This is a genomic window from Mycobacterium kansasii ATCC 12478 (assembly GCF_000157895.3).
GTDB lineage: Bacteria > Actinomycetota > Actinomycetes > Mycobacteriales > Mycobacteriaceae > Mycobacterium > Mycobacterium kansasii.
Window position 1 is genome coordinate 5,270,190 of the sequence record NC_022663.1, and the last position, 15,923, is coordinate 5,286,112.

At 63.5% G+C, this 15,923-nt stretch carries 9 protein-coding genes; 2 read left to right on the top strand and 7 right to left on the bottom strand.

Going from position 1 to position 15,923, the window contains the following annotated elements; genetic code table 11:
* Positions 1–26: 26 nt before the first annotated feature.
* Positions 27–1,769: a fatty-acid--AMP ligase FAAL28/FadD28 gene (gene fadD28 / locus MKAN_RS22880; protein ID WP_023372259.1), complete on the bottom strand. Its 1,743-nt coding sequence runs from the start codon at positions 1,767–1,769 to the stop codon at positions 27–29.
* A gap of 554 nt (positions 1,770–2,323) precedes the next feature.
* Between fadD28 and pks2 the strand changes: the two genes are divergently transcribed.
* Positions 2,324–8,629 carry a sulfolipid-1 biosynthesis phthioceranic/hydroxyphthioceranic acid synthase gene (gene pks2 / locus MKAN_RS22885; protein WP_023372260.1) on the top strand — a complete coding sequence of 2,102 codons (6,306 nt, stop codon included), beginning with the start codon at positions 2,324–2,326 and terminating at the stop codon, positions 8,627–8,629.
* 270 nt (positions 8,630–8,899) lie between these two features.
* Here pks2 and mtf2 read toward each other — a convergent pair whose 3' ends face one another.
* Positions 8,900–9,709, bottom strand: a complete 810-nt coding sequence (gene mtf2, locus MKAN_RS22890; protein WP_023372261.1) for a fatty-acid O-methyltransferase Mtf2 — start codon at positions 9,707–9,709, stop codon at positions 8,900–8,902.
* A gap of 634 nt (positions 9,710–10,343) precedes the next feature.
* Positions 10,344–11,066 carry a rhamnosyl O-methyltransferase gene (locus MKAN_RS22895; RefSeq protein ID WP_023372262.1) on the bottom strand — a complete coding sequence of 241 codons (723 nt, stop codon included), beginning with the start codon at positions 11,064–11,066 and terminating at the stop codon, positions 10,344–10,346.
* 300 nt (positions 11,067–11,366) lie between these two features.
* On the opposite strand from MKAN_RS22895, the gene MKAN_RS30770 reads away from it, so the two are divergent.
* Positions 11,367–11,918, top strand: a complete 552-nt coding sequence (locus MKAN_RS30770; RefSeq protein WP_129111665.1) for a hypothetical protein — start codon at positions 11,367–11,369, stop codon at positions 11,916–11,918.
* Positions 11,919–11,925: 7 nt separating this feature from the next.
* Here the strand turns inward: MKAN_RS30770 and MKAN_RS22905 are convergent, their stop codons facing one another.
* Genes MKAN_RS22905 through MKAN_RS22920 form a run of 4 tightly spaced genes read right to left on the bottom strand, consistent with a single transcriptional unit; the run spans position 11,926 to position 15,913 of the window.
* Entirely contained in the window at positions 11,926–13,185 is a 1,260-nt protein-coding gene (locus MKAN_RS22905; RefSeq protein ID WP_023372264.1) for a phthiocerol/phthiodiolone dimycocerosyl transferase, read from the bottom strand.
* Between the two features lie 48 nt (positions 13,186–13,233).
* Positions 13,234–14,064, bottom strand: coding sequence for an ABC transporter permease (locus MKAN_RS22910; protein ID WP_023372265.1), 831 nt, complete (start codon positions 14,062–14,064; stop codon positions 13,234–13,236).
* Positions 14,061–14,927 (bottom strand): ABC transporter permease, encoded by an 867-nt coding sequence (locus MKAN_RS22915; RefSeq protein WP_023372266.1) that lies wholly within the window; start codon positions 14,925–14,927, stop codon positions 14,061–14,063. The genes MKAN_RS22910 and MKAN_RS22915 overlap by 4 nt, the downstream gene beginning before the upstream one ends.
* On the bottom strand, positions 14,924–15,913 hold the full coding sequence (locus tag MKAN_RS22920; protein WP_036391950.1) for an ATP-binding cassette domain-containing protein: 990 nt from the start codon (positions 15,911–15,913) through the stop codon (positions 14,924–14,926). The genes MKAN_RS22915 and MKAN_RS22920 overlap by 4 nt, the downstream gene beginning before the upstream one ends.
* Positions 15,914–15,923: the final 10 nt, after the last annotated feature.

Consider the following 15,923-nt stretch of genomic DNA (forward strand, 5'->3'; position numbering starts at 1 on the left):
AATTCTGGGGATGACGGCCGGCCTCGTCAAACGTCTAAGCGAGCGAATTGATCTTGGCGGTATTGCTCGACGCATGCTGCTCGCCTGACCTTGCCGCTGGTGGTAATCGGGATCGAGCCCGGCGCAACCAACACCAGGTCCGCGACGCTAAGACCATGTGAAGCCGATAAAGCCGAGGTGACCTCACGCTTAATGGCGCCCAGCCGCTCCATCGCATCCGGATCCGAGTCGCCGCGCTTTTTGAGTTCGATGATGGCGACCAGCTTTTCGGTGCTGCGATCGCTGGGGACCGATATTGCCGCGCAGCGGCCTCGGGTGATCTCTTGGATCGTCGCCTCGATGTCGTCGGGAGAGTGATTGCGCCCGTAAACGATCAGCAGGTCTTTGATCCGGCCGATGATGAACAATTCGCCGTCCCTGACAAAACCCGAGTCTCCGGTTCTCAGCCAAGGACCTTCAGGTGTTCCCGCCAGAGGGTTCACAATCTTTGCGTCGAAAGTGCGTGCATTCTCTTCAGGTTTTTGCCAGTAGCCGGTAGCCACGTTGTCGCCGTGCACCCAAATCTCACCGACCGTTCCGTCGGGGCATTCGGTGCCGCTTTCCGGATCGACGATTCGCACAATAGGTGATTGCGGCAAAACATAGCTGACTAGCGGTGTGCCGTCTCCGTTGTTGCAGGGCTTTGCTTCGCCGTCGGTCAATTTTTCAGTGTCGAAATCGACGAATTTTGGCGGATGGTTAGGCCTGCTGGTGGCCACGAACACAGTTGCTTCTGCCAGGCCGTACGAGGGACGGATCACCTTTTCTTGCAGATTGAAGCGCGCAAATCGGTCGGCGAAGCGTTTGATCGTCGCCGGGTGCACCCGCTCGCTGCCACTGAGGATGGTGAGTACTTCACCGAGGTCATGCCCGGCCATTTCGTCGTCAGATACCCTTTTTGTCGCCAGTTCGAAGGCGAAATTCGGCGCCGCGGAGAATGTGTGAGGGGTGCTGGCCAGCAGGTGCAACCACCGTGCCGGACGTGCCAGGAACGCGACTGGGCTGGTCAACAGTGATGGATACCCGCCCAAGATCGCCGCACAAACTCCCAGAACCAAACCCATGTCGTGATAAAACGGCAGCCACGAAACAAGGGTCGAACCTGGCGGCGGGATCCCGTCGGTGTCGGCAAAGTAGCCGGCCATCAGCTGTTCGAAATTGGTCCGAAGGTTCTGATGCGTCATCACGACGCCCGCCGGGGTACGGGTCGACCCGGAGGTATATTGCAGATACGCAATCGATGGGTGGTTATCGTCGCCGGCACTGGATCCACTCGCAGAATCCAGGTCGAGTAAATCAACTTCGATGATTGAGGGCGCGGACTTACCAGGCTGGGCCGTAACGTGCTGGCTGACATCGTCGATAACAGCGGATGTCGTGAGAATGGCACCCGGCGACGCGTCCTGTAGTACCGCATCAACGCGTTCATTGGTGGCGCCGCCCTGTGGGACCGCAAGCGGAATCGCGATAACTCCGGCCTGTAACGCGCCGAGAAAAGCGGTGATGTAATCGAGCCCCTGGGGGGCCAATATCATTGCGCGCTCACCGGCCGGAACGCAATGACTCAGCTCACGTGCGACGTTCAACGTCCGCCGGTACAACTGTGACCACGTCAGGCTCTCCGGGAGACCGGCCCAGTCCTTTTCGTAATCGATGTAGGTGAACGCTGGGTCATTGGGCTGTAGCCGGGCGCACGCGCGAAGCGCGGCGGGCAGGGAACGCACACTCATGAGCTATCACGTTACCGTCCAGCCGTCATGACGGCTGTGAGACGGCATCCGCAGGGTATGGCCCAGCGGGCCGCAGGTGCACAACCGCAAATTCAGCGGCACGGCGCCGATGACGCAGGTGCAGCCAGGCGAAGCCGACACGCGGGTCACGCCGTGCGGACCTGCCAGGTTCTGCACTGTGGCCGCCGGGGAACGTATGGCAGCGTTTGGCACGCCATTGCGTCATCTCGACGCTTTGGACGTCAGATTGCTGCCGAGACGAAACCAGGCTGGATCGGGACCACCCTCGTCGGAAGCGTTGGTCGGCAGTCGGCGATTCCATCTGCGCTGCTCAGCCGCCCAACCGCGGCCAAAACCGGAGGAATTCGCTCCATTGGTTCTCAGAATCTTGTACAGCCGTCTAAGCTTGTCTCTCCGAGACCTGCCTTGGTGTCGAGATCCGGGCTAGGGACTGGCAGAGCGGCGCTGCGGCCAACTCGCTGCCTGTTCGAAAAATTCGGGGATGTCGTCGGGTAACTCCCGTTGAGCTGAGCTGAGACGAGGTTAGAGAGCGAATGGAAACACGTGTCACTCCCATTGCGGTCATCGGCATGGGATGTCGGCTTCCGGGGGGAATCGACTCGCCCGAGAAACTGTGGGAGTCGTTGCTGCGTGGCGACGACTTGGTCACCGAGATTCCAGCAGACCGCTGGGAGGCCGACGACTATTACGACCCTGAGCCCGGAGTGCCAGGTCGGACGGTGTCGCGGTGGGGTGCGTTCCTCGACGACGTCGCGGGGTTCGATGCCGAGTTCTTCGGGATCAGCGAGCGGGAGGCGATCTCGATCGATCCGCAGCATCGGCTGTTGCTGGAAACCTCGTGGGAGGCGATCGAGCATGCCGGCTTGGACCCGGCGTCGTTGGCCGGGTCCTCGACAGCGGTGTTCACTGGGCTGACCCACGAGGACTATCTGGTAGTCACCCATGGGGCCAGCGGTTTGGCGAGCCCCTACGTGGTTACCGGACTGAACAACAGCGTGGCGTCCGGGCGGATCGCCTACGCACTGGGCCTGCATGGGCCGGCATTGACTTTTGACACCGCGTGTTCGTCGGGTCTGATGGCGGTGCACTTGGCCTGTCGCAGCCTGCACGACGGCGAAAGCGACCTCGCTTTGGCGGGTGGCTGCGCGGTGCTTCTGGAGCCGCATGCAAGCGTGGCGGCATCCGGTCAGGGCATGCTGTCGCCGACCGGCCGTTGCCACTCCTTCGACGCCGACGCGGACGGGTTTGTGCGCTCCGAGGGGTGCGCGATGGTGCTGCTCAAGCGACTGCCGGATGCGCTGCGCGACGGCAACCGGATTCTCGCGGTGGTACGCGGCACCGCCACCAATCAGGACGGTCGCACGGAGACGCTCACGATGCCGTCGGAGGACGCCCAGGTGGCCGTGTACCGCGCGGCGTTGGCGGCGGCGGGCGTGGAGGCCGACACGGTCGGCGCGGTGGAGGCGCACGGCACCGGCACACCAATCGGTGACCCGATCGAATACCGGGGCCTGGCGCGGGTGTACGGCACCGGCACCCGTTGTGCGCTCGGATCGGCCAAGAGCAACATGGGCCACAGCACTGCCGCGGCGGGGGCGGTCGGGCTGATCAAGGCCATTCTGTCGATGCAGCACGGGGTGCTGCCGCCGCTGCTGCACTTCAACCGGCTTCCCGATGAACTTGCCGGGATCGAGACGGGACTCTTTGTGCCGCAGGCGGTTACGCCGTGGCCCAATGGCGACGACCACGCGCCGAAGCGGGTCGCGGTGTCGTCGTTCGGGATGTCGGGAACGAACGTGCACGCCATCCTGGAGCAAGCACCGCCACCAGCACAAGCTCCGGCAGCAGTTTCCGCGCCGGCGGCCGAGGCGGGTGGGCCGCTGCTGTTCCCCATCTCGTCCAGCTCCACCGAAGGGCTGCGACAGACCGCACGCCGGCTTGCCGAATGGGTAGAAGACCACCAGGACTCCGTGGTGGCGTCCGATGTGGCTTACACGCTGGCGCGTCGCCGCGCACACCGGCCGGTGCGCACCGCGGTGGTGGCCAGCGGTCTGCCCGAGCTGGTCCAGGGTTTGCGGGAGGTGGCCGATGGCGAACTCCCGTATGAGGCCGCGGTGGGGCAGGGCGACCGCGGACCGGTGTGGGTATTTTCCGGCCAGGGTTCGCAGTGGGCGGCGATGGGCGTTGACCTGCTGGCGAGCGAACCGGTTTTCGCCGCCACCATCGCAGCGCTCGAGCCGGTCATTGCCGAAGAATCGGGCTTTTCGGTTACCGAGGCCATGACGGCGCCGGAGACGGTGACCGGCATCGATAAGGTGCAGCCGACCATCTTTGCGATGCAGACGGCGTTGGCCGCCACGATGGAGCAGTCCTACGGGGTCCGCCCGGGCGCAGTGGTCGGACACTCGCTGGGCGAAGCGGCTGCGGCCGTGGCCGCTGGAGCGCTGTCGCTGGAAGATGGGGCGCGTGTCATCTGCCGCCGCTCGAAGTTGATGTGCCGCATTTCCGGGGCCGGCGCGATGGCGTCGGTGGAACTGCCTGCCAAACAAGTGAATTCGGAGCTGATGGCACGCGGAATCGACGATGTCGCGGTCTCGGTGGTGGCCTCGCCGCAGTCGACGGTGATCGGCGGAGCCACCGAAACGGTGCGCGATCTGGTCGCACGGTGGGAGCAGCGTGACGTGATGGCGCGGGAGGTGGCCGTCGACGTCGCATCGCATTCGCCTCAAGTCGACCCGATCCTTGACGACTTGGCGGCGGCATTGGCCGATCTCAAACCGATGACACCCAAGGTTCCGTACTACTCGGCGACGTTGTTCGACCCGCGCGAGCGGCCGCTGTGCGATGCCCGGTACTGGGTGGACAATCTGCGGAACACGGTCCAATTCGCCGCGGCGGTGCAGGCTGCGCTGGAGGACGGCTATCGGGTCTTCGCGGAGCTATCACCTCACCCGTTGCTGACCCGTGCCGTCGACCAGACCGCCCGTAGCCTCGACATGTCGGCGGCGGCTCTGGCGGGCATGCGGCGTGAGCAGCCGCTGCCTCTCGGGCTGCGCGGATTGCTGACTGATCTGCACAGCGCGGGTGCCGCCGTGGACTTTTCGGTGTTGTATCCCGCGGGCCGGCTGGTCGATACGCCGTTGCCGGCGTGGACCCACCCGCACTTGTTCATCGAAGGCGAAGGGCAAGAACAACGGGCACAAGGGGCCTGCACCATTACCGTGCATCCGCTGCTCGGCTCGCATGTGCGGCTGACCGAACAGCCGGAGCGCCACGTCTGGCAGGCCGATATCGGTACCGCGACGTTGTCCTGGCTCAGCGACCACCAGGTGCATAGCGTGGCCGCGCTGCCCGGCGCCGCCTACTGTGAGATGGCCTTGGCCGCGGCGGGGGAGGTTTTCGGCGAGGCGTCGGAGGTCCGCGACATCGCCTTTGAGCAAATGCTCTTGCTCGACGAGCAGACCCCGATCGACGCAATCGCGTCGGTGGATGCGCCAGGTGTCGTCAGCTTCGCGGTCGCGTCCAATCAGGACGGTGAGATTACGCGGCACGCCACCGCGACGCTGCATGCCGTCGAGGACGATTCGTTGCCGCCGGCATACGACATCACCGCGCTGTTGGCGGCGCACCCGTCCAGTGTGAACGGGGCCGAGATGCGGGAATCGTTCGCCAAGCGTGGCGTGCAGTTGGGTTCCGCGTTCAGCGGTCTGGCCACCGCGCACACTGCGGAGGCCGGAGGCGGCACCGTGTTGGCGGAGGTCGGGTTGCCCGCTTCGATCCGCTTCCAGCAGGGCGCCTACCGCGTCCATCCCGCGCTGCTGGATGCCTGTTTCCAGTCGGTCGGTGCTGGCGTCGATGCCGCCGGCGGCGGAGGTCTGCTGTTGCCGTTGGGTGTGCGCAGCCTGCGTATCTACGGACCAACCCGCAATGCCCGCTACTGCTACACACGGCTGACCAAGGCCGGGGTCACCGGGGGCGAGGCTGACCTCGACGTGTTGGACGAGCACGGGACCGTGCTGCTGGCGGTGCGTGGCCTGCACATGGGAACCGGTACGTCCGAAAGCGCCGAGCGCAACCGCGTGCTCAGCGAGCGGCTGCTGACCCTGGCGTGGCAGCAGCGAAACCTGCCCGAGGCCACCCAGGCCGAGGCGGGATCATGGCTGCTGATCGACACCTCCGACGGCGCCGACATGCTGACGTCCACGTTGACGGACGCACTGAAAACCCACGGCCCCCAAGGCACCGAATGCAGCACCCTGCACTTGCCGAGGGAGGCCGAGGCGGCGACCACGCTGGAAAAGCTCGGCAGTCAGCTGCGTGCTCGCGCGAACGACGGTGTAGTGATCCTCTGTGGGCCACGCGGCGGCGAGCCGGACCAGGAAAGCCTGCTGGAGGGCCGCGAGCAGGTGCGTCATCTGGTTCGGATCATCCGGGAGCTGGCGGAATTGGAGGGTGAGCTTCCTCGCCTGTTCGTAGTCACCAGGCAAGCCCAGATAGTTCGGTCGGACGACGAGGCGAACCTGGAGCAGGCCGGGCTGCGCGGCTTGCTGCGCGTGATCGGCAGCGAACAGCCGCTGCTGCGCACCACCCACATCGATGTGGACGAGCACACGGAAGTCGAAAAGGTGGCCCAGCAGCTGCTGGGAGGCTCCGATGAGGACGAGACCGCCTGGCGCGATGGTGACTGGTATGTGGCGCGCCTGTGCCCCAGCCCGCTGAGCCATGACGAGCGGCAAACCACCATCGTCGACCACGAACGCGACAGTGTGCGGCTGCAAGTCCGTACTCCCGGCGACCTGCAAACTCTGGAGCTCGCCGCCTGTGATCGCGTTCCGCCCGGGCCCGGACAGATCGAGGTGGCTGTCACCCACTCCAGCATCAACTTCGCCGACGTTCTTATCGCGTTCGGAAAATTCCCCATCATCGACGACCGCGAGCCGCAGTTGGGCATGGATTTCGTCGGTGTGGTGACGGCGGTCGGGGAAGGGGTGGCCGACCACCAGGTCGGTGACCGTGTCGGCGGCTTTTCCGAAGGCGGCTGCTGGCGCAACTTCCTCACGTGCAACGCCAACCTCGCAGTCACGCTTCCGCCCGGGCTGGCCGATGAGCAGGCGATCGCGGCTGCCACCGCAAACGCGACCGCTTGGTACGGGCTGCACGACCTGGCCGGGATCAAGGCCGGTGACAAAGTGCTGATCCACTCCGCAACCGGTGGGGTGGGACAGGCGGCCATTTCCATTGCGCGTGCTGCCGGAGCGGAGATCTTCGCGACCGCCGGCAATCCGCGCAAGCGCGCCATGCTGCACGACATGGGCATCGAGCACGTCTACGACTCCCGCAGCGTCGAGTTCGCCGATCAAATCCGGCGCGACACCGACGGGTACGGGGTGGATATCGTGCTGAACTCGCTGACCGGCGCGGCCCAGCGTGCGGGGCTGGAGCTGTTGGCGTTCGGTGGGCGGTTCGTCGAAATCGGCAAAGCCGACGTGTACGGCAACACCCGGGTGGGGCTGTACCCGTTCCGTCGCGGCTTGACGTTCTACTACCTGGACCTGGCGCTGATGTCCGTGCTGCAGCCCGACCGGGTCCGCGAGTTGCTCACCACGGTGTTCAAACTGACCGCGGACGGTGTGCTGACCGCACCAGAGTGCACGCACTACCCGTTGGCCGACGCGGCCAACGCGATCCGGGCGATGAGCAATGCCGAGCACACCGGCAAGCTGCTGCTCGACATGCCGCGCAGCGGGCGCAGCAGTGCCGTGGTGTCTCCGGAGCAGGTGCCGGTGTTCCGCCGCGACGGCGCGTACATCATCACCGGTGGCTTAGGGGGCCTCGGCCTCTTCTTCGCCTCGAAACTGGCTGCGGCGGGCTGCGGCCGGATCGTGCTGACCGCGCGCTCCCAGCCAAACCCCAAGGCGCGGCAGGCCATCGAGAGTCTTCGCGCGGCCGGTGCCGACATCGTGGTGGAGTGCGGCAATATCGCCGAACCTGAGACCGGTGACCGCCTGGTGAGCGTGGCGACCGCCACCGGGCTTCCGGTACGCGGCGTGCTGCATTCGGCGGCGGTGGTCGAGGACGCCACGCTGACCAACATCACCGATGAGCTGATCGACCGCGACTGGTCCCCCAAGGTTTTCGGATCTTGGAACCTGCACCGCGCCATGAGCGGACAGCCGCTGGACTGGTTCTGCTTGTTCTCCTCGGGCGCGGCCCTATTGGGGTCGCCCGGTCAGGGTGCCTACGCCGCGGCCAACAGTTGGGTCGACGCCTTCGCTCACTGGCGCCGTGCTCAAGGACTGCCGGTCTGCGCGATCGCGTGGGGTGCGTGGGCGGAGGTAGGTCGCGCCACGTTCCTGGCCGAGGGCGGCGAAGTCATGATCACCCCGGACGAAGGTGCGTACGCCTTCGAAACATTGCTGCGCTATGACCGCGCGTACACCGGGTACATCCCCATCATCGGGGCGCCCTGGCTACCCGACCTCGTCCGGCGCAGCCCGTGGGGTGAAATGTTCCAATCCGCTGGTCAAGGTTCAAGGGGTCCAAGCAAATTCCGCACCGAGCTGATGTCGGTGCCGCAAGATGAATGGCCCGCCCGACTGCGGCGTCTCATAGTCGAGCAGGCTAGCGTGATCCTGCGTCGTACAGTCGACGCCGACCGCCCATTCCTCGAATACGGTCTGGACTCGCTGGGCATGCTCGAAATGCGTACACACATTGAAGCCGAGGCCGGGATCCGCTTGTCTCCCAAGGTCATCGCGACGCACAACACCGCGCGCGCGTTGGCCCAGCACCTGGCGGACACGCTGGCCCAGGAGGAAGCGGCGACGCCGGCGGCATAACGGCCGGAGCTTGGTTGGCCCGGGGGCGACTCGTTAGTCGTCCCCGGCGCCTCCTACCTGTCCGCCAAAGTTGTTGGCGGACAACATTACCGGAATTACCGGAGGACGGGCCTCCATGGCGCTGATCGCAGGCGCGCGACGTCACCGCCGAGAGGCGGCGCTGTCAGTGCGACGCAGCGTCAGCGGTTTTGAAGACGAGGCCTGGATCAGCCGCTGGCTCAGCGGTGTCCCGCGGGGTGCCTGCGGTCGGTCAATGTCTCCGATGCCGCCTCAGGCTTTGGCTAAGCAATAGACCCGGTAAGAGAATCCCCAGCTTTTCAGGGGATGTGTGGTCTTGCCATCCACTGCGAAAAGCTTTGCGTATAAGCCCCGTAACAGCCGCGGCGTATTGCGATCGTAAAGCGCCTTCAGTGACGGCGACAGTTTCTCGTATCCGCGCAGGATCTCATCATTGATCTCGGTCTGCGAAACGATTCGCATCGGCGCGTCGGCCAGCGCCGTCTCCCAGGCGTCAATGCCAAACGGGAGCCGGAAATCGGTGTACAGGAAATGGCCTCCCGGACGCAGGACCCGCGCCACTTCGCCGAGGAAGCGGGGGAAATCAGGGTAGTAGAGCGAGGATTCGATGTTGATCACGGCGTCGAACGATTCGTCGGCGAATGGCAGGTTCTGGGCATCGCCCTGCACGAAATCGAGGCCGGGAACATGGTGTTTCTTCTGGCAAAACGCAATGCCGGCCGGGTTCAGGTCCAATCCGGTGTAGGACGCCGGGTGCAAAGTACGCGTGAGGTATGAGGCTCCGCCGCCGTGCCCGGCACCGACTTCCAGCACCCGTTTGCCGGTGAGATCCACCTGGGTCGCAACACGGTGGTAAAGCTGGATGGAGTATCGGTCGGGCTCGTCAGAGGGTTCCAGCGGTATCGCCATCGGTGGATCCTCTTCATAGCCCATGTTGAGGAACACCAGCTCATCGGTGGCGACGCGCTTGGTGAAGGATGGGTAAATATACTTCTGGGCCTTCTGATTCAGCTTCCAGCCGACTGGGAGAACCACGTCGTACACGCGGTCTTTGAGTGCCATATGCGGAGTATGACAGGCTGCCGGTCAAGGTCCAAATGGTCAGCTCGATGACCGCCAGAGCGGTCTGCCACGCCTCCGCCGCTGTGTCCGATACTGATACCACTGATACCACTGATACTGCTGATACCGCTGCCCTTCAACTGTTGGCACAACGGCGGCTGATCACGTCAGCCGCACGCGTCACCGGGGCTTAGGGTTGTCTGCGCCGCGCTTTGTGGGCGACAAACTCGTTGCGCCCGTGAGGGTGTCACTGTGAGGCGGGCGGAGTGCATACCGGCTCTATCCAGCGCTTGTCAAGCTACGCAACGGCAGGTTGACGCGTGCGATCAACCGGCCGCGTGCCCACCTGGCGGCATCGCAAAGCCACAGTCCGTCGGTCGGACAATGCCGGGGTGGGCCGGCCGGTCGGTGGTCAGCCGATGGCCGAGCACGTCGGGGGCATTCGGCTAGCCCGCCCAGAGCCGTCGAGAATGCCGACGGCGTCATTCCCGACCCTACGATGAACCCGGAAAACTATTCGGCACAGCGCAATTGGCATCCGCGGCCGAACGGATCACCCGCCGCGCCGGTCGCTCGCTTGCCTGATTCCTGCCGTGCATACGGCCTCGGCCATCCAATTCTGGTGGCCGACGGCTTAGTTGCGGATCAAGTATCCGTTAGGAGCAGATGTCCAGCCGAACTTGTTCTCCCGCGCCACGTCATGCTTGTAATCGTTTGGGAATTCACGCTCGTAAGCCTCGATGGCCTCGTATGGGCCGGGTCCGAACCCCGGGAGGACGGGATGCCCATTGATATCGGAGTCTTCGACTACCAGGTAGTCGCCGGAGGAGAGTAGGGGCCGCAGCAGTTTCATCTCGGCCAGTACGTGATCCATGGAGTGGTCGCTGTCCAGGATGGCGAAGATATTGCCGCGGTACTCGCCTTTGAGTCGTTCGATGTGCTCGGCAACGGCTGGGGCAGTGGATGAGGACTCAATGAACAGAATGTCAGGATCCCGCCGGGCTATCGGATCGAGGGCCTTGTGTGAGATGTCTACGGAAACCACCTTGAACGGTTGGCCGGCGTGTCTCATGACGTTCGCGAAGAACAGCGCCGAACCGCCGTAGCGGCTTCCGAACTCGATGACCAGCGAGGGCTTCAAGTCGAACAGGATCTCCTGGTAATTCCACATATCGCTCACGGACTTCCAGCACTGGACGCCCAACCAGGTAGTCTGATTCCACACCAAGTTGCTGTAGTACCACTTATGGTATTCTTCCGCCGCCGAGCCGGTCGGTCGGTAAATCAGCTGGGCCACAGCGCTCGTGAGTTTCCGCAATACGTCCATCAGTCGCATGAATGCGCCCGCCACGTCCATCCCGTCATCTCCTCACTAGCCAGTCCGTGGTTATTGAAATGTCGGCCATTTGGCCAGTGGCTGGACGGAACCGATGGTGTCGGCGCGGACTCGAGTATGGCCGTGGCGATACTCAGGCACGCATGTTGTCAACCTAGTTGGTTCCGTGGGTTGCCTCTCTCCGGCTCAGTACCAGGTCAGCGTGACCCGGCCCACCGGCTCAACATGTTCTGAGGCGGCCACTGCACCGCAGGATCGTAGCAGATACCCGCATTCGTTGGTACGACGATTGGCGGCAAATTCGGGCTAATACGATTGGCGTTGGCCTTTTTCGAAGTTAGCGAACACGCCCGTCCTGCAAATGAAAGTGACTTTTTTTATGATAATCATCACGGTGGAGAATCCGCGGAAATCATCGGTGTGATGTCGCCCGCTGGACGCCGTTATGGTGTGCTGGACGCGATGATCTTCTGCCAGATCCCGTGGGGTCACGTGGTCCTGCCTGACCGCGTGGTGTTCGTCGGCGTCGAGCGCGCTGGTCAACCGACGATGGCATGTCCCCCAACGGCATCCGCCCGCTCGCGCCGCAGCAGCTCCAAGTACCAAGGGCTCAGCAGCGAAGGTCGCCGCGGCGGTCGTCTCCTCTGCACTCAGCTCGACACCATCGCCGCCGGCATCACCGCGTCCGCTGATCTCCTGTGCCCCATGGGAAAGGAGTTGGTCGACCAATCCGTTGAGTGGCTCAATGAAGCAGATCAAGCGCCGAACCGATGTGGTCGGCAAACCGGTTATCCGGCAACGCCGGCGCTACCTGCATCACCCACGGGATGCCAGTCCCCAAGACTGGCTGGCGAATTGCTCTGCAGCGGTTGACATCCGGTTATTCCATAACCCAGCCATACTCGGAGGGAACAGTGCACAGCAAGGAACGTATCATCTCGAGGGACTTTTCCGGTTCCGCCAGGTGCCCATGATGCTCGATGATCAGTTGCCCATCGTAGACGCCACACGAATACAGATCGAGAGGGACGCTGATGGAGCAATAGAATTGGCCTCGAATGTCTTTCAGCTCAAGACCCGGCGGTGTGCGCATAGTTGGGAACGCGGTGGCGTCGGTGCAGAAGACAAGTGGCGGCAGCCCCGCAGGAGTTCCTTCGAATGCTGTGCCGAAGTGGAGCCCCGACTGCTGGATCACACCATTGGCCAAATCCGCGCGCAGGGTGGCAACGATATCGCTTGCGAGATCTACGATGTCGGTATCCGGGCCGATCTCTGCAAGGTAGGAGGCCGCCCCGAGCAGGTTTGTGCTTTCGGTCGGGGCCACCGGTGGCGCAAGAAGAAATCGTAGGTCGACGGGGTAGACGTAGGGAATCGGGACGTGCGGGGTATTGCGCAGGCGCCACTCGGTCAGCAGGATAGCCGCCGCGACCACCGCGTTGATGCTGAGTCGATGCTCGCGGCCGAACGCAACGAGGTCCGATGTCTCAAGCTTGGAGAGCAGGAGTCTGCTAACTGGAACGGCTTGGGGCGATCCAGGATCGGCGAGAACAGCCGCCTTGGTGGTGTCAGGGAGGTCATAGGCGAACATCACCGACATGAAACGCTCGGCTCCCGATAACCCTTGCTTCTTGACGCCCCGCTGTTCGAGCAGGATCTCCATGGGCAGCGGCGCGGACTGCGGGATTATCGGACCGGGATCACCAGTAGTTACGGCATCGGTGTACCGCGAGAACAGCTCGTCGACGAGAGCGGCCCCGTGGTGACCATCGGCCATGCTGTGATGGACATAAAGGGTCAGCTCGGCCCCTCCCTCGTTGAGCACCAGCCGTGAATCCATCAACGAGACACTCTGGTCGAGCCGGATTTGCGAGTCTCCCGAAGACGCCCCGTTGGTGCCGTCGACTACATAGATCCCGGAGTGGAGCATGTCGTCGGCAACCAGATTCCAACCGCCATCGGGGCATGGCTCGAGGTGACCCGCCAAGACCGGGTGGGCCTCGAGGAGGGCATCGAAAGCATCCGACAGCGCGTCGACCTCGACAGCGCCGCGCAGCTGGATTGTCATCGAAGTGAAGACTTCGTATTGCGCAAAGATTTCCTCACTGTGTGACAGCTTTCGAATCACGGATCCGGAAAACACCTCGAGACCCCCTACTGGTCATTGCATGCCGGGCCAGCGCATGCTCGGTCAGTGCGTGCTGGCCCGTCGGTAGCCGATGGCCATGGGTACGGCGCATGCGACGCAAATACCTATGGTCCACAACAACATCCCGATCATCGGAGATAGGACGGGACCGCCCATCGCATATCCTCGCATCGCCGCAATGGCATAGCTCACTGGCTGATGGGCGACGACCGGCTGAATCCAGCTCGGATATGAGTTGAGCGGTACCAGACCGGTGGAGAAGAAGATCGCGATTGCCTGCACCAGCTCGACGCCTTCAACCACTACGGTCTGCGCGGTGTAGAGCGCGACGGTGGTGACGATAGCGGCGATTGCGATGCCAAGTATCACCGGGACACTCACCCACATGAGGCTCGCGATCATGCCCTGCCGAAACCGGAAACCCAAGACAACGCCCGTGCCCAGCATCACCAGAGTGGTGAACAGAGTCCGAATCGCGTTTGCCAGAATTCGAGCGATCAGGCCCGATGCCCGGTGCACCGGCACCACCCACAATCGGGAAAGCAAGCCCATGGAGCGCTCGCGCATCAGGTCTATCGCGACGAATGTTGAGCCAGTGATAGCGGCACCGATCGAGATGAGCGGAACAATGCTGTAGAGCCCGCTGTCGTGGGTCACGGCGTAAGCCAGGTTGCCGAGCACGATGTTCAACACCACCATGAACAGAATCGGCAACACGATCGCTCCGATGACGGTGACGTAGTCACGTGCCCACCGAATAAGTAACCGTTTGGTCTGCAACAGAGTTTGCTCAATGAGCAGGCGAACAGAGTTCTCCGGGTCCTGCGAGCGCGCCGGCGCGAGCCCGACTTCCTGAGTTGTCACGGGCATCATCGCCGCTTGGACAGGACGACGATGGACATGGGCACCAAGAACAGTGTGAAACCGACGAGCCACGCTAGCGTCGGCGCCATGACAGGCCAGGTCACCGGTAAGACTCTTTTGGTGGTATCGCCGGCCAGCGCCCGCATCGCCTCAACGAACTGGGAGATCGGTTGGTTGCGGACGAACGGGTGGATCCACCGAGGAAACAGCCTCAACGGCATGAGGCCGACCGACAGTAGTCCGAAGATCAAAATGGGCAAGGTCAGCAGGGGCAGCATGGCGTCGGGGTTTTTGGTAACCGTGCCGAGCAGGTCAGTGCCGAATGACAGCACGGCCCCGATCGCCAGCACCAAGAGGCAAAAGCCGACGATATAGAGGGCCCCGCGGTGGAACCGGAATCCGATCACGTAGCCGCAGACCAGCGATACCGCCAAACCGATCGAGCACCGGTACACCGAGACCGTCGCTCGGGCAAGCACCGGCGTCACCGGGGCGATCGGCATTGAGCTAAACCGTCTATTGACACCCAGCAGCGAGTCGGTTGCCGCCCGGAAGCCCGACCCGATGGCGGCGAACGAGATGGCCTGCAGTGTGACCAATGGCGTGATGTATTGCCCTAGGTTACTGGCGACGCCGGAGCTTGCACCCCCGACAAAGTGGTTCCACGGTATGGCGAAGGGTATATAGAAGCCCACCATGAAAACCACCGGCGCGCCGGCGGTGGTGAATAATTCGCCGATGCTCGTGCGCAAGAACAAACGGCTGATGAGCACCCGCCATTGCCAAAGCGTTGACTGGTTTAGCTTTTCCACCTTCGGGCCGAACCCCTCGAAGGCCGGTGTTGGGGTTGGAACGGTGGCCGCGGCGCTCATCGCATGCCCGCCGACGCTAGATGACTCAGTGACTCGCTGGGATCTGTTGTCATGGACAGGAATACGTCATCGAGCGACGGCCGGCGCAGTGCGATGTCGGCCAGCTCGATGTTCGCCTCGTCGATCCGGCGCGCGGCCTCGATCAGGGTGCGGGTCCCGCCTGGTGCCGGCATGGTGATCCGGTCTGACTCGGGTGTCAGAATGGCCCTGCTCTGTTCGGGCAACAGTGAACCGAGCGCCGCGACGATAGCGTCCAGGTCCTTGAGATCCCGCGGCACGATTTCGCAGAATGTGTCGCCGGCACGGTGCTTGAGCTCATTCGCGGTGCCCTCCGCGATGATCGTGCCGTGGTCGATCAAAATGATCCGGTCGCTGAGCGCATCCGCCTCCTCGAGATACTGCGTCGTCAACAAGGTGGCGACGCCGAGCTTCTTGAAGCTGGCCACCAGATCCCAAATAGCTTGTCGGCTTCTTGGGTCCAGCCCTGTGGTGGGCTCGTCGAGGAACGCCACCTGCGGCTGGACCACCAATCCGCACGCGATGTCTATGCGCCGACGCATCCCGCCCGAATAGGTGCTCACCCGCCGCTTTGCGGCGTGCATGAGCCCAAATTGCTCGAGCAGTTCCTGCGACCTGCGACGTGCCGCGGACTTGCTCAGCCCGTACAGGCGACCGAATAACACCAGGTTCTGCTCGCCGGTCAGGGCGTCGTCGACGGCCACCTGCTGTCCGGTGACCATGATCGAGCGGCGCACACCGGCCGGATCGGAAACGACGTCGTGGCCGGCGACCGTCGCCGAGCCGCCATCGGGCCGGGTCAGCGTCGACAAGATGTCCACCATGGTGGTCTTGCCGGCTCCGTTGGGGCCGAGCAGCCCGATCACTTCGCCGCGGCCCACTTCGAAACTGACGTCATCGAGGGCCACCACCGTGCCGAACGCCTTGTGAATACCGCGGACCACTACTGCCATGTCGTTGTTGCGCATTCCGACCTCC

Bases quoted from the DNA above. Each gene is read 5' to 3' on its own strand.
- MKAN_RS22915 (WP_023372266.1), bottom strand. From the start codon at position 14,927: ATGAGCGCCGCGGCCACCGTTCCAACCCCAACACCGGCCTTCGAGGGG.
- MKAN_RS22895 (WP_023372262.1), bottom strand. From the start codon at position 11,066: ATGGACGTGGCGGGCGCATTCATGCGACTGATGGACGTATTGCGGAAA.
- MKAN_RS22920 (WP_036391950.1), bottom strand. From the start codon at position 15,913: ATGCGCAACAACGACATGGCAGTAGTGGTCCGCGGTATTCACAAGGCG.
- MKAN_RS22910 (WP_023372265.1), bottom strand. From the start codon at position 14,064: ATGATGCCCGTGACAACTCAGGAAGTCGGGCTCGCGCCGGCGCGCTCG.
- mtf2 (WP_023372261.1), bottom strand. From the start codon at position 9,709: ATGGCACTCAAAGACCGCGTGTACGACGTGGTTCTCCCAGTCGGCTGG.
- fadD28 (WP_023372259.1), bottom strand. From the start codon at position 1,769: ATGAGTGTGCGTTCCCTGCCCGCCGCGCTTCGCGCGTGCGCCCGGCTA.
- pks2 (WP_023372260.1), top strand. From the start codon at position 2,324: ATGGAAACACGTGTCACTCCCATTGCGGTCATCGGCATGGGATGTCGG.